Genomic DNA, 23,408 nt, shown 5'->3' on the forward strand with positions numbered 1-23,408 from the left:
GTGACCATGTGCTGCCGACGGCCGTCGCCAGGCTGACCCCGAACGGCCAGGTCCCCACCGATTCCCTGGAGGACCTCATCCGACGGCAGCGGCTGTGAGGCCACGCCGTTCCCCGTCTCAGCGGGCGGGCGCCGCGCACCCGCCCGACGCGGGCTGACTAGGCTGGACGGACCAGCAATCGATCCGTACATCAGCGAGGAGCCAAGCCGTGGCGGTACGAGCGGTCCGGGGCGCCGTCCAACTCGAGGTGGACGAGGCCGGCCACATGGACGAGCAGGTCGGGGCCCTGCTCACCGCCATCCTGGAGCGGAACGCCCTCACCGCGGACGACCTGATCAGCATCTGGTTCACGGCCACGCCCGACCTGCACAGCGACTTCCCGGCGGCCGCCGCCCGCAAGCTCGGCATCGGCTTTGCCGATGTTCCGCTGATCTGCGCCCAGGAGCTTCAGATCGAGGGCGCCATGCCCCGCGTCGTCCGCGTCCTCGCCCACATCGAGTCCGACAGGCCCCGCGGCGACATCGCGCATGTCTACCTCGGTGCCGCGGCCGCCCTGCGCGAGGACATCGCCCAGTGAGGACCGCACTCGTCATCGGTACCGGGCTCATCGGTACGTCCGCCGCCCTCGCCCTGGTCTCCCGCGGCGTCGTCGTCCACCTCGCCGACCACGACCCGGAGCAGGCCCGTACGGCGGCCGCGCTCGGCGCCGGCTCGGACGAGGCGCCCGAAGGGCCCGTCGACCTCGCGATCGTCGCCGCCCCGCCCGCCCATGTGGCCGGGGTGCTCGCCGACGCCATGCGCCGGGGCGTGGCCCGCGGCTACCTGGACGTGGCCAGCGTCAAGGGCGGCCCGCGCCGTGAGCTGGAGGCGCTCGGCCTCGACCTGTCGTCGTACATCGGCACCCATCCCATGTCGGGCCGCGAGAAGTCCGGCCCGCTGGCCGCGACCGGCGACCTCTTCGAAGGCCGTCCCTGGGTGCTCACACCGACCCGGGACACCGACACCGAGGTGCTGAACCTCGCCCTGGAACTGGTCTCGCACTGCCGCGCGGTGCCGGTCGTCATGGACGCCGACGCCCACGACCGCGCCGTCGCCCTGGTCTCCCACATGCCCCACCTGGTCTCCAGCATGGTCGCCGCGCGCCTGGAGAACGCCGAGGAGGCGGCCGTACGGCTGTGCGGGCAGGGCATCCGCGATGTGACGCGGATCGCCGCGTCCGACCCCGGCATGTGGATCGACATCCTCTCAGCGAACCCGGAGCCGGTCGCCGACCTCCTCGCCGACGTCTCCGCCGACCTCCACGAGACGGTCCGGGCGCTGCGGTCCCTCCAGTCCTCCGACGACGCCAAGCGCCGTGAGGGCGTCGGCGGCATCCAGGACGTGCTCCGGCGCGGCAACGCCGGCCAGGTCCGTGTCCCCGGCAAGCACGGGTCCGCGCCGCGGGTGTACGAGATCGTGGCGGTACTGATCGACGACCAGCCCGGGCAACTGGCCCGCATCTTCGCGGACGCGGGACGGGCCGGGGTCAACATCGAGGACGTACGGATCGAGCATGCGACCGGGCAGCAGGCCGGTCTGGTGCAGCTGATGGTGGAGCCACAGGCAGCGACGGTACTGAGCGCCGCGCTGCGGGAACGGGGCTGGGCGATCCGACAGTAAGCGCCCCGAAGGGGCGCGGGGCTGTATCTATATGCGGCTCCGCCGCGCGGGCGCGACCAGCCACGACGAGCCCGCAGACGATCGACGGCCCATCGGGGCCCCGCGGCGGAGCCGCAAATCGGTACAGCCCGCGGAGCGCTCGGTGGGCCGGACGAGTGACCCGCACCCAGTAACCTTGTGCGGGGCACGATCGCGCCCCGCACACTCCCACCGCACCGCACCAGGAAGGTGTCCACCCGTGGAAAACGGCGCCGCCCCGACCGCCCCGGCCGTGATTGTCGCCATCGACGGCCCCTCCGGCACGGGGAAGTCGAGCACGTCCAAGGCCGTGGCCGCGCAGCTCGGCCTGAGCTACCTGGACACCGGCGCCCAGTACCGGGCGATCACCTGGTGGATGGTGAACGCCGGGATCGACATCGATGATCCGCAGGCGATCGCCGCCGCGGCCGCTAAGCCCCACATCGTCTCCGGCACCGACCCGGAGAAGCCGACGATCATGGTCGACGGCATCGACGTGGCCGCCCCGATCCGCACCCAGGAGGTGACCTCCCAGGTCAGCGCGGTGAGTGCGGTACCGGAGGTGCGGGCGCAGATCACCGAGCTCCAGCGCTCGATCGCGGCCTCCGCCGCGCAGGGCATCGTCGTCGAGGGCCGCGACATCGGTACGACCGTGCTGCCCGACGCCGACCTGAAGATCTTCCTCACCGCCTCTCCGGAGGCGCGCGCCGCCCGCCGCAGCGGTGAGCTCAAGGGCGCCGACGTCCACTCGACCCGTGCGGCGCTGCTGAAGCGGGACGCGGCCGACTCAAGCCGTAAGGCCTCGCCGCTCGCGAAGGCGGACGACGCGGTCGAGGTGGACACCTCGGACCTCACGCTCCAGCAGGTCATCGAGTGCGTCGTCACCCTCGTCGAGGAGAAGCGAGCAGCGAAGTGACAGCACCTACGGAGCGGGGCGCCGAGGTCGGGCGGCGCATCGGCGTCGGCCTGATGTACGGGCTGTGGCGGCCGCGCGTCCTGGGCGGCTGGCGGGTCCCCGCGACCGGCCCGGTGATCCTCGCCGTCAACCACTCGCACAACGTCGACGGCCCGATGGTCATCGGCGTGGCGCCCCGGGCGTCGCACTTCCTGGTCAAGAAGGAGGCGTTCGTCGGCCCGCTCGGCCCGTTCATGCGCGCCACCGGCCAGCTGGAGGTGGACCGCTCGACCGCCGACCGTACGGCCATCACCCGGGCCCTGGAGGTGCTGGCGGCCGGCGGTGTGCTCGGCATCTTCCCGGAGGGCACCCGGGGCGACGGCGACTTCGCCGCGCTGCGGGCCGGGCTCGCGTACTTCGCGGTGCGCAGCGGTGCCCCGATCGTCCCCGTCGCCGTACTGGGAAGCACCGAGCGGCCCGGACGGTTGATAAAGGCGCTGCCCGCGCTGCGTTCCCGTATCGACGTCGTCTTCGGCGACCCGTTCGAGGCGGGCGACGGCAGCGGTCGGCGTACGCGCAAGGCGCTGGACGAAGCGACCGAACGCATCCAGAAGCAGCTCACCGCGCACCTGGAAAACGCCAGGCGCCTTACCGGGCGCTGAGCGACACTTAAGTAGTGGATCACCCGGTAAAGGGGGTATCCACCGATCACCACACTGAACGAGGTACGGACTTCATGAACGACCAGATCCACTCCGACGGCTCGGGCGAGGAGCACGACCACGGAGCACTTGGCGATGCCGAGTACGCGGAGTTCATGGAGCTCGCCGTCGAGGAGGGCTTCGACCTCGAGGCCGTGGAGGGCGCTATCGAGGCGGCCGGCCACGGCCCGCTGCCCGTGCTCGCCGTCGTCGGCCGCCCGAACGTCGGCAAGTCGACCTTGGTGAACCGCATCATCGGCCGCCGCGAGGCCGTCGTCGAGGACAAGCCGGGCGTCACCCGCGACCGCGTCACCTACGAGGCCGAGTGGGCGGGCCGCCGCTTCAAGGTCGTCGACACCGGCGGCTGGGAGCAGGACGTCCTCGGCATCGACGCCTCCGTGGCCGCGCAGGCCGAGTACGCCATCGAGGCCGCCGACGCCGTCGTCTTCGTCGTCGACGCCAAGGTCGGCGCCACCGACACCGACGAGGCGGTCGTACGACTGCTGCGCAAGGCCGGCAAGCCGGTGGTCCTCGCCGCCAACAAGGTGGACGGGCCGAGCGGCGAGGCCGACGCGGCGTACCTGTGGTCGCTCGGTCTCGGCGAGCCGCACCCGGTCTCCGCGCTGCACGGCCGCGGCACCGGCGACATGCTGGACCAGGTCCTCGAAGCCCTGCCGGAGGCGCCCGCGCAGACCTTCGGCACCGCGGTCGGCGGACCGCGCCGCATCGCCCTCATCGGCCGCCCGAACGTCGGCAAGTCCTCGCTGCTGAACAAGGTGGCGGGCGAGGAGCGCGTCGTCGTCAACGAGGTCGCGGGCACCACCCGTGACCCGGTCGACGAGCTGATCGAACTCGGCGGAGTCACCTGGAAGTTCGTCGACACGGCCGGTATCCGCAAGCGCGTCCACCTCCAGCAGGGCGCCGACTACTACGCCTCGCTGCGCACCGCGGCCGCCGTGGAGAAGGCCGAGGTGGCGGTCATTCTGATCGACGGCTCGGAGAACATCTCGGTGCAGGACCAGCGCATCGTGACGATGGCGGTCGAGGCCGGACGGGCGATCGTCCTCGCCTTCAACAAGTGGGACACGCTCGACGAGGAGCGCCGCTACTACCTGGAGCGGGAGATCGAGACCGAGCTCGGACAGGTGGCGTGGGCCCCGCGGGTGAACGTCTCCGCGCGCACCGGCCGTCACATGGAGAAGCTGGTCCCGGCGATCGAGACGGCCATCGCCGGCTGGGAGACCCGTGTCCCGACCGGACGGCTCAACGCCTTCCTCGGCGAACTGGTCGCCGCCCACCCGCACCCCATCCGCGGCGGCAAGCAGCCGCGCATCCTCTTCGGCACCCAGGCCGGCACCAAGCCCCCGCGGTTCGTGCTCTTCGCCTCCGGCTTCATCGAGGCGGGCTACCGGCGCTTCATCGAGCGCCGACTGCGCGAGGAGTTCAGCTTCGAGGGGACGCCGATCCATATCTCCGTGCGGGTGCGCGAAAAGCGCGGCGCGAAGAAGAAGTAGACAGCGAAAGGGCGGCTCCCGGCGGAGCCGCCCTTCGCTTTCACACCTCAGATCCCGCGGCGCGGCCCCGGCGGCAGCGCCGCCGGCACATAGTGCATGCCCGTGCCCTGCGGCCGCAGCTGCCCGACCCGCTGCCACTGCGACTGCTGCCCGCCGATGTGCCGGGTGCTGTATGCCCCCGCGCTGTAGGCGCCGTACGAGCTACTGCACGAACCGGATCCGCCGTGCTCGAGATACCCGAACGCGATGAAACCGAACTCCTCCTCGCCCCTGCGGTCACCCGGCAGCGAACGGAAGGACTTGACGTACTCGGAGTAGAGCGCGTCGTAGATCGGCGTGGCAGAAGACCCACCCGAACTCTCCGCGGCCGCCCGAGCGGCCGGAATCGACGAGAAGGACGGGCGGCGGGGAACGTCGTATGCGTGCACGTATGTCCAAACGACACGGCACAACAAGAGATGCGGCCAAAGACCCCGACAGCGCAGGTCACTGATGCATTAGGGGCGCATACAACGCCCCGATAGGGGCGCGGGGAACTGCGCGCTAAGCCACCGACAACCCGCAGCCGCCACTCAATCAGCCGTCCCCCGGACCGTAGGCAAAGCTCACGTACCCGCAAGTGGCAACGCCGCCGCGACCAACTTCCCGTTCGCGGCCGCTTTATCCAACGCATCCCGCAGCAGATCCTCCCGCGGCTGCCTCCCGATCGCCCCCACCGGCGCAGCAAACATCAGCACCTGCTGCTGCTTGTTCGCGGCGGCCCGCCACCCCTCGGTCACCTGTAGCGGCTGATGCGCCTGCCACCACGCGACCGACTGCCCCCCGGTGGTGCCCGGCTGGAGCACCGCATGCAACTGCCCCATGGCCAACAGCACCGACCAGCCGTGCAACACCGACGGCGTGGACTCGATCGCGGTGAGCGGCATGAAGCCCTGCTCGATGAGCAGCGGCAGGAAGTCGTCGCCGGCGCCGGTGGCGCCGGGCCGCACGATGGGCGCGGTCGGCTCGACGACCAGCGCCGGGTGCAACTCACCGGCGATCAGGACGAGTCCGCTGGTCACGCCGAGCACGGCCTGCTCGGGCACAATCGTCTCGGGCTCCAGGTCGACGGTGTCGCCGCTGATGGAGCGCACCGCCCCGCGCAGCTGCTCCTCGGTGACCTGGACGACCTGCGAGGGCAGACAGGTGGCGTGGGCGAAGGCGAGGACGGCGGTCTCGTCGCCGATGAAGAGGACGGTGCTGGTGCGCTCCTGCTCGGAGTCGCCCGGGGTGCGGCAGGACGTGCAGTCGTAACTGCCCGGGGCGTTCTCTCCGGCGAGCAGCCGGTCGGCTTCTTCGTCGCCGATCTCGGCGCGTACGTCGTCGCTGACGTCGAGCATGCGCGGCACGGGTGGCTCCCTCGGATGTGGTGCGTAGCGGGACCGGGTGGCTCCCGGCCCGTGAACCAGGCGGTCCCGGGCTCATGAAGAGACAACGGGCGATCTGTGGCGGGAGTCACGCCCCAAGGCGAACGGAATCGAACCATCCACAGCGGTGGGTCACACCCCGTCCGGAATCGGACACTCCCTGTCAAGTGCTGGGAAATCCAAGGAAGTTGGGTCGGTGATGTGGGTCACAGATCGCCTCGGCGAATGGTCGACAAATCGGGATATGAACGAATGAAGTGGGTGGCCGAAAATCGCCGATACCCGAGGTAACGGCGAACTGGCCTGGAATGACAAGGAGTTGGTTGTCCCCGCCGGCACATCCTCCGTACATTCCTCCGCCGTGTGCAACGAGCACCGCTCGGGTACGTCCGCCGGCCGCACCAAAGCCAGCTCGAAGCACAGCCTCCGGCGGACGGGGCGAGGCGCGACGACCGCGGCCAAGCGCGGGACGAGCGCCCCGCCTTGGGGGATCCCGGGTTCGTGGAGAGGGATTTCCATGTCCGAATGTGCCGATACCAACCGCGACAACGTCCGTAAGACGAGTACGACACGTACGACACGTACGACGGCGGTCCTCGCCGGGGCGGCCCTGCTCGCCCCCCTCGGACTGCTGGCCGCGAGCGGCAACGCCGCGGCGGCGGACGGCGGAGTCTGGGACCGCATCGCCCAGTGCGAGAGCGGCGGCGACTGGCACATCAACACCGGTAACGGCTACTACGGCGGACTCCAGTTCGCCGCCGCCACCTGGCGCGCGTACGGCGGGACGGCCTACGCGCCGACGGCCGACCAGGCCTCCAGGGGGCAGCAGATCGCGGTAGCCACCAAGGTCCAGAGCGCCCAGGGTTGGGGCGCCTGGCCGACCTGCTCGGCACGTGCTGGAGCCTATGGGAGCGCACCCGCGGCTCCCGCGGCCGGCTCGGCCACGACGAAGGCGGCCCCGTCGAAGGCGCCGGAACGCTCGTCGACCCACACCGACCGCAGCGCGACCCGAGGCGACTACACGGTCCGCCGGGGCGACACCCTGAGCGCCATCGCCGCCCGGTACGGGACCAGCTGGCAGCGGATCCACGCCGCCAACAAGGCCGTCATCGGCGCTGATCCCGATGTGATCGTGCCCGGGCAGCGCCTCGAAATCTGAGCCGCTCTCCCTGCCCCGGCACGGGGCCCCGTCCGGTGAGCCGACCGGGTGGGGCCACTCGGCCCACCGGACGCGCCGCAAGGGCCGTACACGTTCCACTGCTTAGCGTGGGCCGAATGTACGCAAAGCTGATCATTCTCATCGTCGCCGCCCTGTTCGCCGCCCCCATCACGCCGGTTGCCGCGCACGCGGCGCCGCCGCTGCCGGTACCCGCTCTGCCGCAGCTGCTGGTGCCCCATGAATGCGGCGAGGGCAAGTGGCCCTGGGGCTGCCTCGCCGAGTGCGAGAGCAGCGGGCGCTGGAACGTAAACTCCGGCAACGGTTTCTACGGGGGACTTCAGTTCGGGCAGCCGACCTGGGAGGAGTTCGGCGGTCTGAAGTACGCACCGCGCGCGGATCTCGCCACCCGCAAGGAACAGATCTCCGTCGCCCAGAAGGTGGTGGCCGTACAGGGCTGGGGGGCCTGGCCCCACTGCTCCAAGAGGTACGGGCTGAAGGGCCGTATGCACACCGTGAAGCGGGGCGACACGCTTTCGTCGATCGCCGGGAGGTACGGCGTCAAGGGCGGCTGGCAGGCCTTGCACAAGGCCAACAGAAAGAGGCTCGGCCGCCGTCCCAACCTGCTGAAGGTGGGCACGCCGCTGGTCATCCCGGAGGATGCGGACCGGACGCCGGACCAGACCCCTGGTCTCTTCGGTCCGCCGTTGCCCGACGAGGAAGTTCCCCAGCCTCCCCGCTGAACACAACGGCGCCACGGCGCAGTTCGTACACGAGCGCCGCCCGGCCGTGCAGGGCGGGCGGCAGCCGCTGCTCGGCGACGACCACACAGGCGTCGAGCGAGGCCAGCAGTTCGTACGTCCGTACCGCGACCGTCGGTGACATGCCCTGCGTCGGCTCGTCGACGAGCACCACGCGCGCGCGTGCCAGCAGGGCACGGGAGAGCGCGAGCATGCGCTGCTCGCCGCCGGAGAGGGTTCCGGCCCGGCGCGGGAGCAGTGGCGTCAGCTGCGGATAGGCGTCGAGGGCGGGGGTGGCGTCGGCCGCGGCAAGTTCGAGGTTCTCGCGGACGGTGAGGGAACCGAACACCGCCTGCCGCTCCGGGACCATGCACAGCCCGCGCCGGGCCCGCTCGAACGCCGGCATCCGGGTCACGTCGGCGCCGTCCCACACCACCGCGCCGCCGGACAGGGGCACCGTTCCGGCCAGGGCGCGCAGGGCGGTCGTACGGCCGGATCCGTTGCGGCCGAGCAGGACGGTGAGGCGGGGGCCGGGGGCCGCGAGGGTGACGCCGTGCAGGGCCTCCAGGGGGCCGTAGCGCACGCGCGCCTGCCGTAGGGAGATCGTGGTGGTCATCGGCCGGCCGCCTCCAGGGTGGCCAGTACGCGGTCGGGCGGGCCGGACGCGACGATGCGGCCCGCCGTCATGACGTACACGACGTCGGCGAGGTCGGCGACCAGGTCGAGGTCGTGCTCGACGACGAGCAGGGCGGTGCCGTCGGCGGCGAGCGCCTTCAGGATGCGGGCCAGCGCGGTCACCTCGGTGGTGTCGAGCCCCGCGGCGGGCTCGTCGAGCAGCAGCACGCGCGGGCTGCCCGCGAGGGCCCGGGCCAGCTCCACCCGGCGCAGGGTGCCGGTGGGCAGGCCCGCGGCGGGCAGTGCGCGCACCGGGCCGTCGAGACCGAAGAGCCGGAGCACCCGCTCCACGGCCGCCGGATCGGCGATCCGGCCCTGCTCGGCGCCCACGTGGACGTTTTCGGCCACGGTCAATGACGGGAAAACGGCCAGCTGTTGAAACGTGCGTGCGATTCCGAGCCGGGTGCGGGCATGCGCGGGCAGCCGGGTGACGTCTCGGTCGTCGAGTCTTACGTGGCCGTGTGCCGGCCGCAGGGTGCCGGCGAGGCAGTGGAACAGGGTGCTCTTTCCTGCGCCGTTAGGGCCGACGACGGCGGTGACCTGACCGGCCCTGACGTCCAGATCGACGCCGTCGAGCGCGGTGAAGCCGCCGTAGTGGGCGTGGAGGTGACGGGCCGTGAGGGTGAGTGACGACGTCCGGCCTTCGGCCGGATCGGAGATCCCACCCGCACCACCCGTGACAGTTTCGTCGTCGGGTGCGGGCGGTGGCTCCTGTGGGGGCTTGGCGTCGGCCGTGGGGGCCGTTGTCGGGTGGTCGGGGATTGTCATGCTCGCCGGTGCCGGGCGGGGTGCAGGTCCTTGTTCCGGACGGCGTAGGCGTTCCCGTACCTCGACTCCGACCCGCGTCAGCGCAGCCCTCCGCCGCGAGCGCAGTCGGCCCGTCGCCGTCCGTAGCGCCTCGTACGGGCCCCCGGGGAACCGCCCGACCAGCACCGCCAGCACCCCGATCAGAGCCGCCGCCACTCCACCCCGCGCCCCGGCGTCCAGGCCCACCAGGAGGGCGGCGGCGGCCAGTGCGCCCAGGGTGGAGTCGGCGCCCAGGACCACCACCGCCGCGAACCACAGCAGGCCGCGTACGGGGTCGTAGGCGCCGGGGTCGAAGGCCCGTAGCCCCATGCCGAGCATTCCGCCGCCGAGTGCCGCCAGTGCGGCGCCGGAGACGAAGGCCAGTAGCTTCAGTGAGGGGACCCGTACGCCCGCGGCCGACGCGCCCGACTCGTGGTCCCGCATGGCCGCGAGGGCTCTGCCTGTACGGCCCCTGCGCAGCGCGTGCGTTGCGAGCAGGGCGGCTGTCAGCAGGGCCAGCTCCAGGACGTAGTACGCGCGGTCCCCGTCGAAGCCCGCCGGGCGGTCCAGCGAGAGGCCCGACGTGGCGTACGGCTGCGCGAACACGAAGCGGCTCACGCCCACGCCCACGGCGAACGTCGCCAGCGCCAGGGCCAGCCCCCGGCGGCTGATCGCCGGCCACCCGGTGAGCAGGCCCAGGGGCGCGACCAGGATCACCGCCACCGCCAGCGCGGCCAGCTCCGGCAGCCGGGGCAGGCCAGGGAAGCGGCCCGCCGCGAGCAGGGCGGTGAAGAGGGCGCCGAGACCGGCGTACGCGGCCTGCCCCAGGGAGATCTGGCCGCCGCGGCCGGTGACGACCACGAGGGAGAGCAGCACCACGCCCAGCGCCGGCACCTGTACCGACGTATGGAGATCCGAGCCGGCGAAGCCCAGCGGCAGCAGGAACAGGACCACCGCCACGATCCAGGCACCCGGCGGCGTCGGCACGCGCGCGGTGGCCGTGCGCAGCAGCGCGTCCCGGGTGCCGATGCGGGGCAGTACGAGGGCCGCGATCAGCAGCGCCACCACGAACAGGTTGGCGCCGACGGCCTGGAGCAACGGTTCGCCCCAGCCCGAGGGGTGAAGCCGCGTCAGCTGGCTCTGCGCCACCCCGATGCCCAGCGCCACCACCACCGCGACCGGCAGACTGCGCATCCGCGCGGCCACCGCGACCGCGACGACCTCCATGACGAGCAGCGGCAGTCCGTACGGGTCCAGGCGGACGTACGGCGCCAGCAGCACGCCCGTCAGACCCGCCGTGAACGCCCCGAACGCCCAGCCGGCCGCCGCCACCCGGTCCGCGTCGATCCCACCGAGCACCGCGAGCCGCCGGTCGTCCACGACCGCCCTCAGCTCCCGCCCGAACCGCGTCCACCGGATCACCGCACCGACCCCCGCGGCCAGCACGACCACCACGGCCAGCTGCCCCCAAGGGTCCGCCGACACCAGCTCGGGAGCGTCGTCCCGCGCGCCCTGCCCCCACAACAGCGCCGCCCCGCCGACGAGCAGCACGAAGACCCCGATGGACGCCACCAGCGTCTGCGCCGGATCGCTGCCGAGCACCGACAGCGGGCGGAAGACGAAGCGCTCCAGCACCACACCCAGGCACGGCGCCAGAATCACCAGCGTCACCAGCGCTCCGAGCCACAGCGGCCAGCCCCACTCGACCACGCACTGCCGCAGCGCGTACGCGCACACCATGGCGATCGCCCCGTGCGCGAAGTTGAGCACGCCGGTCGCGCGATACGTCACGATCAGGCCGATCCCGGTGAGCGCTGCGGCGCTGCCGACCGACAGACCGGCGAGGGTGAGGTCGTACGTGAAAGACGACATCAGTCGTCTGTTTCGGCGGGCTCACAGATCGGGCAGGGCCCCAGCTCGCCGCTGGCCACCAGTTTCCCGTCCACCGGCACCGACTCGGCCTTCCCGGCGACCAACGGGCAGTCCGCGCGGTGGAACAGCGTGCCGCCCGGCACCATCAGCAGATCCACGCTGACCGCGAGGGGTGCGGCCTGATCAGACTCACCGGTGTCGGCGGGCTCGGCGGCCACCAGCAGGCCGTACAACTCCTCCACGCGCGCGGAGACCAGCGCGTTCCGGCCGTGCGTGAGCAGCACCGCACCGGCGATGATCAGCGCCGCGCCGGGGACCGTGCAGGACGCGAGATAGGGCAGCTGCCGCTCGGCGAACCGCTCGCCGGAGATGCCGTACCAGCCGATCACACACAGCACCGCGCCCGCGGCGAGCGCGGCCCAGCCGGCCCAGAGGACGGGGTGCACGGTCCGCAGTCGGCCTGTCCGCATCTCCGGCTCCCACACGTCATGAGTCTGTTCATGTCAGCCAATGGCTTGCACTATGCCTGTTGCAAGCTGACCCTGAAAGCACCGGGCGCACGCGGCCCGGACCGACACCCGGTGGTGAGCCAGATGGTTCTCGGGAGCGACCTCAGGCGGGGGAACGCACGGCGGGGACGCGGCCCGGGCGTCGCAGGACGGGCCACGGCACTGGCGGCCGCCGCACTTCTCCTGCTCGCCGCATGCAGCGACGACGAGGGCGGCGGCAGCGAGAGCCCGCCGCCGACTCCGTCCGTGGAGCAGCCGACGAGCGCACCGGCCACCGCGCCCGCCGACGCGGCGGCGGCCGAGCGGGAGATCAGGCAGAACTGGCAGAAGTTCTTCGACCCGAAGACCTCCATGGAGGACAAGCGGGCAGTCCTGGAGAACGGCGAGCAGATGGCCCCGGTGCTCCAGGCCTTCAGCGGTGACGAGCGCGGCGGGCAGGTGCAGGCGAAGGTCACCAAGGTCGAGTTCACCTCGACGACCGAGGCGACCGTGACGTACACGCTGACCCTGGAGGGCGCCACCGCGCTGCCGGACGCCTCCGGCAAGTCGGTCGAGCAGGAGGGCACCTGGAAGGTGTCCGTCACGACCCTGTGTGCGCTGGTCCAGTTGAGCGGCAATGCGTCGCCCCTCCCGGGCTGCTGAGGCCCTCGCCGCGGTGCTGCTGCTCGCCCTGAGCACGGCCTGCGGCAGCCGCCTGCCGGAGAGCGACTTCGAGCGCGACACGCGCGCGACCGCGCCGGGCGACGACACGCCCCTGCGCGTCGGCATCATCACCAGCGTCACCAGCCCTGTCGGCGGCAACGCCTTCACCGGCCCGCGCGACGGGGCCAAGGCCTGGTTCGACCGCCTCAACGCGCGCGGGGGCATCAACGGCCGCCCGGTCGAGGTGCGCCTGTGCGACGACGGCGGCAGCGGCGTCGGCAACAACGAGTGCGTGCACCGGCTCATCGACGAGGACAAGGTCGTCGCCCTGGTCGCCACCACCGCGCTCGACTACGCGGGCGCCTCCCGCGTCTCACACGCGCGCGTGCCCGACATCGGCGGCCAGCCCATCGGAAACGCCTACGACACCTGGCCCCACCTGTACGGCATCTACGGCAGCCTCGCGCCCCGCGACGGCACGACCGGCTGGGACGGGCTCCAGTACGGCGGCACCGAGGTCTACCGCTACTTCAAGCGCGAGCACGGAGCCCGTACGGCCGCCGTCGTCTCCTACAACCAGGCCGCGTCAGCCGCCTACGCCCGGCTCGTCGAGCGGGGTCTGAAGGCCGAGGGCTACCGGGTCGTCACCGAGCAGGTCGACTTCGCGCTGCCCAACTTCCGTGCCGTGGCCGCCGACCTGAAGGAACAGGGCGCCGACCTGGTCTTCGACGCCATCGACGGGCACGGCAACGCGCAGCTGTGCAAGGCGATGGACGACGTGGGCGTCGAGGTCATCGCCAAGGTCACGAACGTACAGAGCTGGACGTCCGCCGTCACCGACGACTACAGGGACTCGCCGCGCTGCCGCAACGCCCTGTGGGCGACGGGATCCAGCCGCAATTTCGAGGAAACGGACCATGAGGCCCTACGGGAGTTCCGGGACGCCACCGAAGGGCTGAAGACGCACTCCCAGTGGCAGTTGGAGGGGTGGGCCGCCGCCAAGTGGTTCACGGAGGCGGCAGGGTCCTGTGCCGAGGAGGGCGTCACGCGCGCGTGCGTCGACGAGTTCATGAACCGCAGCGAGGGCTACACCGCCGACGGGCTGCTGGTTCCGGTCCGGTTCGAGCGGCTGGCCGAGCCGCCCGAGACCCGGAGGACCTGTCTGTCGGTGGCCCGCTGGGAGGACGGCAAGGGCTGGGTCTCCCAAGGGGACATCAACGACACGTGCTTCGACGTGCCGCAGCTGTCCTACGAGCAGTGACCCCGGGCAGGAACCCTTGCGGACAGCTGCTGTCCTCGATCGCTGGCAGACTCACGACCATGTTGGAGACCTCGGCACGACTGCTGCGTCTGCTCTCGCTTCTCCAGGCGCACCGCGATTGGTCCGGCGCCGACCTGGCCGAACGCCTCGGTGTCACCCCGCGCACGGTGCGCCGGGACGTGGACCGGCTGCGCGAGCTGGGCTACCCCGTCAACGCCAGCCCGGGCACGGGCGGCGGCTATCAGCTGGGCGCGGGCGCCGAGTTGCCGCCGCTGCTGCTGGACGACGACGAGGCGGTCGCCGTCGCCGTCGGGCTGCGCACGGCCGCCGGGCAGGGCATCGAGGGCATCGGGGAGACCTCCGTACGGGCTCTCGCCAAGCTGGAACAGGTGCTGCCGAGCCGGCTGCGCCGCCGTGTGGGCGCCCTGAACGCGTTCACCGTGCCGATGCTGCACGGCCCCCAGCCCTCCGCCGTCGACCCGGCCGTTCTCACCGAGCTGGCCCACCTCTGCCGCGACGCCGAACGGCTGCGCTTCGAGTACCGCACGCACGAGGGAGCCGCGACCCGCCGTACCGTCGAACCGCACCGTCTGGTGTGCACCGAGCGCCGCTGGTACCTGGTCGCGTGGGACCTGGACCGCGACGACTGGCGTACGTTCCGCGTCGACCGCATCACCCCCAGGCCGCCGCACGGACCCCGCTTCAGCCCGCGCACGCCGCCCGCCGACGACCTCGCCGCGTACGTCTCCCAAGGCGTGTCCACGCGCGCGTACGCCTCGCACGCCGTTGTCCGGCTGCTGGTGCCCCTGGCGGAGGCGGCCGAGCGGATCTCGCCGTCCGCCGGGGTGCTGGAGGCACACGACGAGAACAGCTGCACCCTGCGCACCGGGGCCGCGAGTCTCGACGTCATGGTCATTCACGTGATGCTGATGGGCTTCGAGTTCGAGGTGCTGGAGCCCGCCGGGCTCACCGAGAGGATCAGGACCGCTCGGGACCGGCTGTCTCGCGCTCTGGAGCGATCTCCGCGTACTCGGGATGGTGCAGGTCGAACGCCGGGGACTCGGAGCGGATCCGGGGCAGCGTCGTGAAGTTGTGCCGGGGCGGCGGGCAGGAGGTCGCCCACTCCAGGGAGCGGCCGTAGCCCCAGGGGTCGTCGACGTCCACCTTCTTGCCGTACTTGGCGGTCTTCCAGACGTTGTAGAGGAACGGCAGTGTCGACAGGCCGAGCAGGAACGCGCCGATCGTCGAGATCGTGTTGAGCGCGGTGAAGCCGTCCGCGGCGAGATAGTCCGCGTAGCGGCGCGGCATGCCCTCGGCGCCCAGCCAGTGCTGCACCAGGAACGTGGTGTGGAAGCCGATGAACAGCGTCCAGAACTGGATCTTGCCGAGCCGTTCGTCGAGCATCTTCCCGGTGAACTTGGGCCACCAGAAGTAGAACCCGGCGAAGATCGCGAAGACGACGGTGCCGAACACGACGTAGTGGAAGTGCGCGACCACGAAGTACGAGTCGGTGACATGGAAGTCCATCGGCGGCGAGGCCAGGATGACGCCCGTCAGACCGCCGAACAGGAATGTCACCAGGAAGCCCACCGACCACAGCATCGGCGTCTCGAAGGACAGCGAGCCCTTGATCATGGTCCCGGTCCAGTTGAAGAACTTCACGCCCGTCGGCACCGCGATCAGGAAGCTCATGAAGGAGAAGAACGGCAGCAGCACCGCGCCCGTCGCGAACATGTGGTGCGCCCACACCACCACCGACAGACCGGTGATCGCCATCGTCGCGCCGACCAGGGTCAGATAGCCGAAGATCGGCTTCCGGCTGAAGACCGGAATGATCTCCGTGATGATGCCGAAGAACGGCAGCGCGATGATGTACACCTCGGGATGCCCGAAGAACCAGAACAGGTGCTGCCACAGCAGTGCGCCGCCGTTCGCCGCCGTGAAGATCTGCGCGCCGAACCTCCGGTCCGCCTCCAGACACAGCAACGCGGCCGCCAGCACCGGGAACGCCATCAGGATCAGGATCGACGTGAACAGCGTGTTCCACACGAAGATCGGCATCCGGAACATGGTCATACCGGGGGCGCGCATTCCGATGATGGTGGTGATGAAGTTGACCGCGCCCAGGATCGTGCCGAAGCCGGCCAGGGCGAGGCCCATGATCCACAGATCGGGGCCGACACCCGGCGAGCGTTCCGCGCTGTTCAGCGGTGCGTAGGCGAACCAGCCGAAGGCCGCGGGTCCCGAGGGCACCAGCAGCGAGCCCAGCACGATCAGGCCGCCGAACAGGAACAGCCAGTACGACAGCATGTTCAGCCGTGGGAAGGCGACGTCGGGTGCGCCGATCTGTAGCGGCATCAGCTCGTTGGCGAAACCCGCGAAGCTCGGCGTCGCGAACAGCAGCAGCATGATCGTGCCGTGCATGGTGAACAGCTGGTTGAACTGCTGGTTGTCCACCAGCTGTAGCCCCGGCCGGGCGAGCTCGGCGCGCATGATCAGCGCCATCAGACCGCCGACGAGGAAGAACGCGAACGACGTGATCAGGTAGAGATGGCCGATCTTCTTGTGGTCGGTGGTGGTCAGCCAGTCGACGATCACCCGGCCGGTCCGCCATGCCCGCACGGGTTGCAGTTCCGCCTGCACGGTCTGGGTCCCCATCGCTCGCTCGCCCCTTCGCTCGTCGCGCCCCGGGCCCGCTGAAGCCCGCGCCGGGTGAGTGCCCGCGAGCCCACGTCATGATGCTCGCGTCGCCGCCCGTCGCGACAGGGGGCGTACCGGGGTTCTGTGCCGGAGCCATGCATTTCCTGTGCGGCGTCGGCTCCCGTGGCCCCACGCGGAATCGGAATGGAATGCTGATCCATGGCGGTTACCCCGGCACTTTCCGCCGGGCTTTTCGAAGAGCCGGGACGACACGCGGGAATTACGTTCGAATGCGTGCAGAAGGCGTACGCAGGCGCCCGTACGTGTGATGACCCGATGCGCAGCAGCTAATGTCGCGGCACCCGAAACGCCTGTCGTGATCCTGTGACAAAAGCGTGACCGGAGAGGGATCAGTGACCCGTGGTGCCCGGATCCGACTTCCCCGCCTGTCCGTTGGGGCCTAGCGTGGCGCCATGGCACCGATTCCGAAACCCCCCGCCGAACCTCAGGACAACCCGGATTCGTATGTGGGCCTCGACGCCGAGGCGGCCGAACAGCGTGCCCGCGACCGGGGGTGGTCGACCGTGCGTTCGCTGCCGCCGGGAGCGATCATCACCATGGAGTACCGCGTGGGACGGCTGAACTTCGAGGTCAAGGACGGCCTGGTGGCACGGGCCTGGAAGGGCTGAGAGACGGCGACGGCCCTGGGTTCCCGCATCCGATGCGGGAACCCAGGGCCGTCGCCGTCGGGTGTGCTCAGCCGCCCGTCACGGGGCGGGCCGGCGTGGCCGTGCCGCGCGCGACGCGGTCCGCCTGCGGCGGGCGGCGGCTGCCGACCGGAGTGACCGGCGTGCGGTCCGAGCGGGCCGTGTGCGGGCCCGGTGCCAGATAGGCGGTCGCCGCCTTGGGCGCGCGGGCCGCGGAGACGGGCTCGGGCGCCGCGGAGACCGGTTCGGGCGTCGCCGCGGGCTCCTCCTGGGCGGGCGTACGCGGCTTGAGCGCCACCGGGACCTCGACCGGGCCGGCCGGCACAGGTGCCGGAGCGGCGGCGCGGGAGCGCCAGCGGTCGCGCAGGGTGAAGATCTCGGTCTCGGCGCGGGCGACCAGCGGCTCGAACCAGGGCAGCGCCAGCAGGATCAGCAGACCCGCGGCCCAGCCGAGCATCACGTCGCTCAGCCAGTGCGTGCCCAGGTAGACGGTGGTCAGGCCGACGCTGAGCGACACCACGGCCGACAGGGCCGACAGCCAGCGCCGGGCGGCCGGCGTCGAGGCCAGATAGGCGAGGATGCCCCAGGTCACCACGGCGTTCGCGGTGTGTCCCGAAGGAAATATGTCGCTGCCGGCCTGGAGCCAGTTCCACATCTCGTTCGAGCCGATGTCGGTCGCGTAGTGCGGACCCGAGCGGCCCAGGCCGTACTTCACGGCGGCCACCGTCACGTTCAGCAACAGCACGGCCGCGCCGAAGGCCAGCAGCGGACGCAGCGTGTGCTGCCGCCAGCTGCGCCAGCCCAGCCAGGCCGAGACCATCACGGCGGTCGGGCCGCGCTGGCCGAGGACCACCCAGTAGTCCAGGAAGGCGTGGATCTCCGGCCACTGCTGGTACGGCCGGAAGAGCATTGCCTGCCAGTCGAACCGGACCAGCCAAGAGGTGAGCACGACCGCCAGAACGATCGTGAGGTAGAAGGCGAGCGTCGCGCCGAAAAGGACCACCCGGTGCCGCGTCATCCGCGGCACGTCTAGGACGGGCCGCTCCGGTTCACGGTCCAGCCGGGCGAAGATCCGGTCGAGCCGGCTCGGCTTTGGTTCGGTACGCACCCGATCGACGTTACAGGGAGTGAGTGGAGTTACCCGCAGAAGTGGGCCCTTTGTAATGACGATGTGATGTGGGAAAGCTCTCAGGGCGAGGTCTATTTCCTAGGATTCGGTAATCCCCTGCGGCCCCTTCCCTTCAATTCCTTTGATCACTCCAGGGGTCAGGTTTTACCCCGCTTATTAATTCGTTCACCGGATGATGGCCGGGAATTCTCCGGGCGCTCACCCACCGTCAGGGGCGCGTCATGGCGGACCGGAGCCGTTCAGCCAGAACGCCCCGTACACCGCCGAGCCGACCGCGAGCGCGCCCAGCACCAGCGCCGACCTGGACGTTCGCAGCCGGGCCAGGGCCAGGGCGAGGGGCAGCAGCAGCGGGAAGGCGGGCATCAGCAGGCGCGGTTTCGAGCCGAAGTAGCTCGACGCGCACAGTGCGAGCGCGGTGACGACACCCGCGTACACCAGTAGGGGGAGCGGCTGGCGCTGCCGTACACAGACGACGTACAGCCAGACGACCAGGCCCACGCCGACGATCAGCCCGACGCCGGCCAGGGCCGACGGGAACGACGTGAACTTTGCGGCGACGAATCGGGCGAACGCCCAGCCGCCGTCGAAGCCGTTGCGCCAGCCCGCCTGGACGTCGAGATAGCCGAGCGGCCCCTTGCCCGTGTGATGGCCGACCCACAGCACATACCCGGCGGCTCCCAGGGGCGCGAGCAGCATGCCGACGGCGCGTCGCCATGCGGATGCGCCGTCTCCCGGTGTGTCGGGGGCGTGTGCAGGGGCGTGTTCCGAGCCGTGTGCGCCGTTGACGGGCGCCGCGCTTCGGCGTCCCGCGAACGAGGCGATCCCGGCCACCCAGATCGCCGCCACCACCGCCAGGCCCACCGGGCGGGTCAGGCCCGCCAGCAGGGCCAGGGTGCCGGACGTCAGCCAGCGGCCGGTCAGGACGGCGTACAGCGACCAGGCGGCGAGTGCGGTGAACAGCGACTCGCTGTACGCCATCGACTGCACGATCCCGACCGGGAGTACGGCCCACAGCAGCACCGCGCAGAGCCCCGCACGGGCGCCGTACACATGGTCCGCGACGGCGAAGATCCCCCAGGCCGCGGCGAGCGAGGCGAGGGCGCCGACGACCAGGCCCGCGCCCGCGTACGACAGCGGGGTCGCCGTATGCAGCAGGCGCTCCAGCCACGGCAGCAGCGGGAAGAAGGCGAGGTTGGAGTGGATGTCGCCGTTCGGTAGGCGGACCTCGTAGCCGTACCCCAGCTCGGCGACCCTGGTGTACCAGAGGGAGTCCCAGCGGGCGGTCAGCAGCGTGTACGCGCTCTTGTCGCGCGCCGCGCTCCACAGGGCCAGGGCGAGCAGGCCCAGGGCGCGTACGGCCGCGTACCCGAGGAGGGCCTGGGCCGCCCCCGTGAGTCTGGGGGGTGCCACGCGCGTTGCAAGATCGGTCACGGGTCCGATTATCGACGGCGTACGGAACCGGTCGGCCCATCGCTACGTGAGGGAAGGGGAGGGGGGAAGTGGCGTACGCCACACGTGTTCCGCGAGAGTGTGAGAGGTCCGCCACGCAGGACCGGCGCGTTCTCGCGTACATTGGCGTGTCACTCGCCTTCGTTGCGCGGGCCGGAGACCACCGCTCCTCTCCGGCCGAGTCACGGGGAGTCCCCACCCCGTGAGCCCCGCCGAACGCGAGGGAACATCTGGGAGGTACGTACATGTCCGGGACGACCACGGCCGCCGCTGCGCTGCGCCGTCGGGCGGCCGGGGCCGGTGCAAACCGCTGGGTCGTCCTGGTCGTCCTCTGCGTCAGCCTGCTCCTGGTCGCCGTCGACGCCACCGTGCTGCACGTGGCGGTACCCGCCGTCACCGAGGACCTCAAGCCCGGCGCGATAGAACTGCTCTGGATCGTCGACATCTATCCGCTCGTCTGCGCCTCGCTGCTGATCCTCTTCGGCACGCTCGGCGACCGCGTGGGCCGCAGACGGATCCTGCTCCTCGGATACGGCCTGTTCGGCGTCGCCTCCGGTATCGCGGCCCTCGCGGACACCGCCCAGGTGCTGATCGCGGCGCGGGCACTGCTCGGCGTCGGCGGCGCGATGATCATGCCCGCGACCCTGTCGATCCTCCGCCAGGTCTTCCCCGACCGGCGTGAGCGTGCCCTCGCCATCGGCATCTGGAGTGCCGTGGCCGCGGTGGGCGCTGCGGTCGGTCCGCTGCTCGGCGGCTTCCTGCTGGAGCACTTCTGGTGGGGCTCGGTCTTCCTGGTCAACATCCCGTTGATGCTGGTCAGCCTCCCCATCGGACGGCTGCTGCTGCCCGAGTCGAAGGGCGACGGCAGGGGCCCCTGGGACGTGGTCGGCGCGCTGATGGCGGCGGCCGGGCTGTTCGGGGTCGTGCTGGGCGTCAAGCAGCTCGGGGGCGGGGAAGTGGACGGGCCGGCCGTGCTGCCGCTGGTGCTGGGCGCGGTGCTGCTGGTCCTGTTCGTACGACGGCAGCGCCGCCGCCGGTACCCGCTGGTGGACCTGCGCATGTTCGCGCGCCCGGCGTTCAGTACGTCCGTGGGCTGCATCGTGCTGGCGATGCTGGCACTGGTGGGGCTGGAGCTGATCGCGGCGCAGTACCTCCAGCTGGTGTTGGGCCTGTCGCCCCTGGAGACAGGGCTGCGGCTGCTGCCGCTGACGTTCGCTGCGATGGCGTCGGGTCTTGCCGGGGCGCGGATGCTGCGGAGGTTCGGGCCACGGCGGATGGTGTGCGCCGGGTTCGCGCTGACCGCGGTCGCGGTGCTCACGCTGATGGCGATGGGCGGCGAGGACAACCCCGGCCTGCTGCTGCTCGGGTTCCTGCTGCTGGGCTTCGGTCTGGAGACCACGCTGTTCGGGGCGTACGAGTCGATGCTGAGCGAGGCTCCGCAGGAGCAGGCGGGCGGCGCCGCGGCGATCGGCGAGACGTCGTACCAGCTCGGTGCCGGGATCGGGATAGCGCTGCTCGGGACGGTGATGAACGCGGCGTATGCGCCCGGGCTGTCGTCCGTGCCGGGGGTTCCGGGGCGGGCGTCGGCCTCGGCGGAGCACTCGCTGGGCGAGGCGTACGAAGTCGCCGACCGGCTCGGCGGGCCGGCCGGTGTCGCCCTGCGCCGGGCCGCCCAGGACTCCTTCGTGCACGGGCTGCATGTGACGCTGCTGGTGAGTGCGGGGTTGCTGGTGCTGGGGGCCGTGATGGCGTTGCGGTTGCCGCGGGTCATGCAGTGTGAGGAGGCGGCGGCGCCCGTGGAGCTTCCTGGGCCTCGGGAAGTCGCGGACTCCCGCGTCTCGGTGTGACGACAGACCCCGGGTACCGTAACTACCAGTGCTAGTTAACTTCCCGGAGGGTGTCCCATGCCGTTGCCCCCGTTCGACCCCGCCGACCCCCTCGGGCTCGACGACCTGCTCGACCCGGAAGACCTCGCCATCCGCGACACCGTGCGCAGCTGGGCCGCCGACCGGGTTCTGCCGTACGTCGCGGACTGGTACGAGCAGGGCGAGCTGCCCGACGTGAGGGAACTGGCCCGTGAACTCGGCGGGATCGGGGCCCTCGGGATGTCCCTCAGCGGGTACGGCTGCGCCGGTGCGAGCGCCGTGCAGTACGGGCTGGCCTGTCTGGAGCTGGAGGCCGCCGACTCCGGCATCCGCTCGCTCGTCTCGGTGCAGGGCTCGCTCGCCATGTACGCCATCCACAGGTTCGGCAGCGAAGAGCAGAAGCAGCAATGGCTGCCCCGTATGGCCTCCGGCGACGTCATCGGCTGCTTCGGTCTCACCGAACCCGACCACGGTTCGGACCCGGCATCCATGCGGACGCACGCCAAGCGCGACGGCGGAGACTGGGTGCTCAACGGGCGCAAGATGTGGATCACCAACGGCTCCGTGGCCGGCGTCGCCGTCGTCTGGGCGCAGACCGACGACGGGATCCGCGGCTTTGTCGTCCCCACCGACAGCACCGGATTCTCCGCCCCGGAGATCAAGCACAAGTGGTCGCTTCGCGCCTCCGTCACCAGTGAACTCGTCCTCGACGACGTGCGGCTGCCCGCCGACGCCGTACTGCCGGAGGTCACCGGGTTGCGCGGTCCGCTCGGCTGTCTCTCCCACGCGCGCTACGGCATCGTGTGGGGGGCCATGGGGGCGGCGCGGTCGTGTTTCGAGACCGCTGTCGAGTACGCGAAGACGCGGGAGCAGTTCGGGCGGCCCATCGGGGGATTCCAGCTCACCCAGGCCAAGCTCGCCGACATGGCGGTCGAACTGCACAAGGGGATTCTGCTCGCCCATCACCTGGGGCGGCGGATGGATGCCGGGCGCCTGCGTCCCGAGCAGGTCAGCTTCGGCAAGCTCAACAACGTGCGAGAGGCGATCGAGATCTGCCGTACGGCACGGACGATCCTCGGCGCCAACGGGATCTCCCTGGAGTACCCCGTGATGCGGCATGCGACGAACCTCGAATCGGTGCTCACCTACGAGGGCACCGTCGAGATGCATCAGCTCGTGCTGGGCAAGGCCTTCACCGGACTCGACGCGTTCCGGTAGGAACCTTCCTCAGCGGGCAGGGCCGACGAGCGGCCCTGCCTCAGCTCTGGTTGAAGAAACCGTCGGTGCGGTGTGCCGCCGGCTCCCCGCTGACGATCTCCGTGTCGGCCGGGCTGAGCAGGAACACGCGGTTGGACACCCGGTCGATCGAACCCCGCAGACCGAAGATCAGGCCCGCCGCGAAGTCGACCACGCGCTTGGCGTCGCCCGGCTCCATGGCCGTGAGGTTCATGATGACCGGGACACCCTCGCGGAACAGCTCGCCGATGGCGCGCGCGTCCCGGAAGCTGTCCGGAGTGACCGTGCCGATCCGGCGGCCCTTCTCCTGGGCCACGTCCGAGGCCACCTTCACCCGTGGATCGGTGACCCAGGCCTCCCCGGGCTCGCTCCCCTCGGAGTAGTCATCGTCGTAGTAACGCTCGTCATCGTTGTCGTCGACGAGGCCAAGCCAGGCACTCGCCTTGCGCACCGATCCCATGGACGCCTCCTCTCACAGCAGTCAGTTTTGCTTTCCGCATCCCTATCGTCATCCATGATGCGGACGTCGCGCCAAGTGGATAGACGCC

22 protein-coding genes are annotated in these 23,408 nt (G+C 71.0%); 13 read left to right on the forward strand and 9 right to left on the reverse strand.

Features of this window, described 5'->3' with window-relative positions:
- Positions 1-208: 208 nt before the first annotated feature.
- The 5 genes from aroH (at position 209) to der (ending at position 4,787) form a co-directional block, all read left to right on the forward strand.
- Entirely contained in the window at positions 209-577 is a 369-nt protein-coding gene (gene aroH, locus KCH87_RS13885; protein WP_210586360.1) for a chorismate mutase, read from the forward strand.
- Entirely contained in the window at positions 574-1,659 is a 1,086-nt protein-coding gene (locus tag KCH87_RS13890; RefSeq protein ID WP_210586361.1) for a prephenate dehydrogenase, read from the forward strand. The genes aroH and KCH87_RS13890 overlap by 4 nt, the downstream gene beginning before the upstream one ends.
- 238 nt (positions 1,660-1,897) lie before the next feature.
- The gene (gene cmk, locus KCH87_RS13895; RefSeq protein ID WP_210586362.1) at positions 1,898-2,593 is read left to right on the forward strand and encodes a (d)CMP kinase; all 696 of its coding nucleotides are present in this window, start codon (positions 1,898-1,900) and stop codon (positions 2,591-2,593) included.
- A gap of 53 nt (positions 2,594-2,646) precedes the next feature.
- A complete protein-coding gene (locus KCH87_RS13900) occupies positions 2,647-3,234 on the forward strand; it encodes a 1-acyl-sn-glycerol-3-phosphate acyltransferase (protein WP_210586655.1) in 588 nt (195 codons plus the stop codon).
- Positions 3,235-3,308: 74 nt separating this feature from the next.
- On the forward strand, positions 3,309-4,787 hold the full coding sequence (gene der, locus KCH87_RS13905; protein ID WP_210586363.1) for a ribosome biogenesis GTPase Der: 1,479 nt from the start codon (positions 3,309-3,311) through the stop codon (positions 4,785-4,787).
- A gap of 47 nt (positions 4,788-4,834) precedes the next feature.
- Here der and KCH87_RS13910 read toward each other — a convergent pair whose 3' ends face one another.
- Positions 4,835-5,215 (reverse strand): hypothetical protein, encoded by a 381-nt coding sequence (locus KCH87_RS13910; RefSeq protein WP_210586364.1) that lies wholly within the window; start codon positions 5,213-5,215, stop codon positions 4,835-4,837.
- 177 nt (positions 5,216-5,392) lie between these two features.
- Positions 5,393-6,175 (reverse strand): hypothetical protein, encoded by a 783-nt coding sequence (locus KCH87_RS13915; protein WP_210586365.1) that lies wholly within the window; start codon positions 6,173-6,175, stop codon positions 5,393-5,395.
- A gap of 535 nt (positions 6,176-6,710) precedes the next feature.
- On the opposite strand from KCH87_RS13915, the gene KCH87_RS13920 reads away from it, so the two are divergent.
- Entirely contained in the window at positions 6,711-7,352 is a 642-nt protein-coding gene (locus KCH87_RS13920; protein WP_210586366.1) for a transglycosylase family protein, read from the forward strand.
- 116 nt (positions 7,353-7,468) lie between these two features.
- Positions 7,469-8,092 (forward strand): transglycosylase family protein, encoded by a 624-nt coding sequence (locus KCH87_RS13925; protein ID WP_210586367.1) that lies wholly within the window; start codon positions 7,469-7,471, stop codon positions 8,090-8,092.
- Here the strand turns inward: KCH87_RS13925 and KCH87_RS13930 are convergent.
- The 3 genes from KCH87_RS13930 to KCH87_RS13940 are packed head-to-tail and all read right to left on the reverse strand — an operon-like array spanning position 7,998 to position 11,892.
- Positions 7,998-8,705: an ATP-binding cassette domain-containing protein gene (locus tag KCH87_RS13930; protein ID WP_210586368.1), complete on the reverse strand. Its 708-nt coding sequence runs from the start codon at positions 8,703-8,705 to the stop codon at positions 7,998-8,000. The genes KCH87_RS13925 and KCH87_RS13930 overlap by 95 nt on opposite strands.
- Positions 8,702-11,422: a branched-chain amino acid ABC transporter permease/ATP-binding protein gene (locus KCH87_RS13935; protein ID WP_210586369.1), complete on the reverse strand. Its 2,721-nt coding sequence runs from the start codon at positions 11,420-11,422 to the stop codon at positions 8,702-8,704. The genes KCH87_RS13930 and KCH87_RS13935 overlap by 4 nt, the downstream gene beginning before the upstream one ends.
- Complete coding sequence (locus tag KCH87_RS13940; protein WP_210586370.1) at positions 11,422-11,892, reverse strand: hypothetical protein; 471 nt, start codon at positions 11,890-11,892, stop codon at positions 11,422-11,424. The genes KCH87_RS13935 and KCH87_RS13940 overlap by 1 nt, the downstream gene beginning before the upstream one ends.
- Before the next feature lie 123 nt (positions 11,893-12,015).
- Between KCH87_RS13940 and KCH87_RS13945 the strand changes: the two genes are divergently transcribed.
- The 3 genes from KCH87_RS13945 to KCH87_RS13955 are packed head-to-tail and all read left to right on the forward strand — an operon-like array spanning position 12,016 to position 14,922.
- Entirely contained in the window at positions 12,016-12,573 is a 558-nt protein-coding gene (locus KCH87_RS13945; RefSeq protein ID WP_210586371.1) for a hypothetical protein, read from the forward strand.
- Positions 12,548-13,834, forward strand: a complete 1,287-nt coding sequence (locus KCH87_RS13950) for an ABC transporter substrate-binding protein (protein WP_210586372.1) — start codon at positions 12,548-12,550, stop codon at positions 13,832-13,834. Before KCH87_RS13945 ends, KCH87_RS13950 begins: the two co-directional genes overlap by 26 nt.
- A 59-nt stretch (positions 13,835-13,893) precedes the next feature.
- Positions 13,894-14,922 carry a YafY family protein gene (locus KCH87_RS13955; protein WP_210586373.1) on the forward strand — a complete coding sequence of 343 codons (1,029 nt, stop codon included), beginning with the start codon at positions 13,894-13,896 and terminating at the stop codon, positions 14,920-14,922.
- Here the strand turns inward: KCH87_RS13955 and ctaD are convergent.
- Positions 14,813-16,492 (reverse strand): cytochrome c oxidase subunit I, encoded by a 1,680-nt coding sequence (ctaD, locus tag KCH87_RS13960; RefSeq protein WP_210586374.1) that lies wholly within the window; start codon positions 16,490-16,492, stop codon positions 14,813-14,815. The two genes, KCH87_RS13955 and ctaD, sit on opposite strands and share 110 nt — an antisense overlap.
- Before the next feature lie 455 nt (positions 16,493-16,947).
- Here ctaD and KCH87_RS13965 point away from each other — a divergent pair, with 455 nt between their 5' ends.
- Positions 16,948-17,163 (forward strand): I78 family peptidase inhibitor, encoded by a 216-nt coding sequence (locus KCH87_RS13965; protein ID WP_210586375.1) that lies wholly within the window; start codon positions 16,948-16,950, stop codon positions 17,161-17,163.
- A 67-nt stretch (positions 17,164-17,230) separates the two neighbouring features.
- On the opposite strand, the gene KCH87_RS13970 is transcribed toward KCH87_RS13965, so the two are convergent.
- Positions 17,231-18,289, reverse strand: coding sequence for a phosphatase PAP2 family protein (locus tag KCH87_RS13970; RefSeq protein ID WP_210586376.1), 1,059 nt, complete (start codon positions 18,287-18,289; stop codon positions 17,231-17,233).
- Between the two features lie 240 nt (positions 18,290-18,529).
- Positions 18,530-19,741: a hypothetical protein gene (locus KCH87_RS13975; protein ID WP_210586377.1), complete on the reverse strand. Its 1,212-nt coding sequence runs from the start codon at positions 19,739-19,741 to the stop codon at positions 18,530-18,532.
- 263 nt (positions 19,742-20,004) lie between these two features.
- Here KCH87_RS13975 and KCH87_RS13980 point away from each other — a divergent pair, with 263 nt between their 5' ends.
- Positions 20,005-21,606 carry an MFS transporter gene (locus tag KCH87_RS13980; protein ID WP_210586378.1) on the forward strand — a complete coding sequence of 534 codons (1,602 nt, stop codon included), beginning with the start codon at positions 20,005-20,007 and terminating at the stop codon, positions 21,604-21,606.
- Between the two features lie 57 nt (positions 21,607-21,663).
- Positions 21,664-22,842 (forward strand): acyl-CoA dehydrogenase family protein, encoded by a 1,179-nt coding sequence (locus tag KCH87_RS13985; protein ID WP_210586379.1) that lies wholly within the window; start codon positions 21,664-21,666, stop codon positions 22,840-22,842.
- 40 nt (positions 22,843-22,882) lie between these two features.
- Here the strand turns inward: KCH87_RS13985 and KCH87_RS13990 are convergent, their stop codons facing one another.
- A complete protein-coding gene (locus tag KCH87_RS13990; RefSeq protein WP_210586380.1) occupies positions 22,883-23,320 on the reverse strand; it encodes a cell division protein SepF in 438 nt (145 codons plus the stop codon).
- Between the last annotated feature and the right edge of the window lie 88 nt (positions 23,321-23,408).

Origin of the sequence: Streptomyces sp. GESEQ-35, from assembly GCF_017948485.1 — a bacterium.
Classification (GTDB): Bacteria; Actinomycetota; Actinomycetes; order Streptomycetales; family Streptomycetaceae; genus Streptomyces.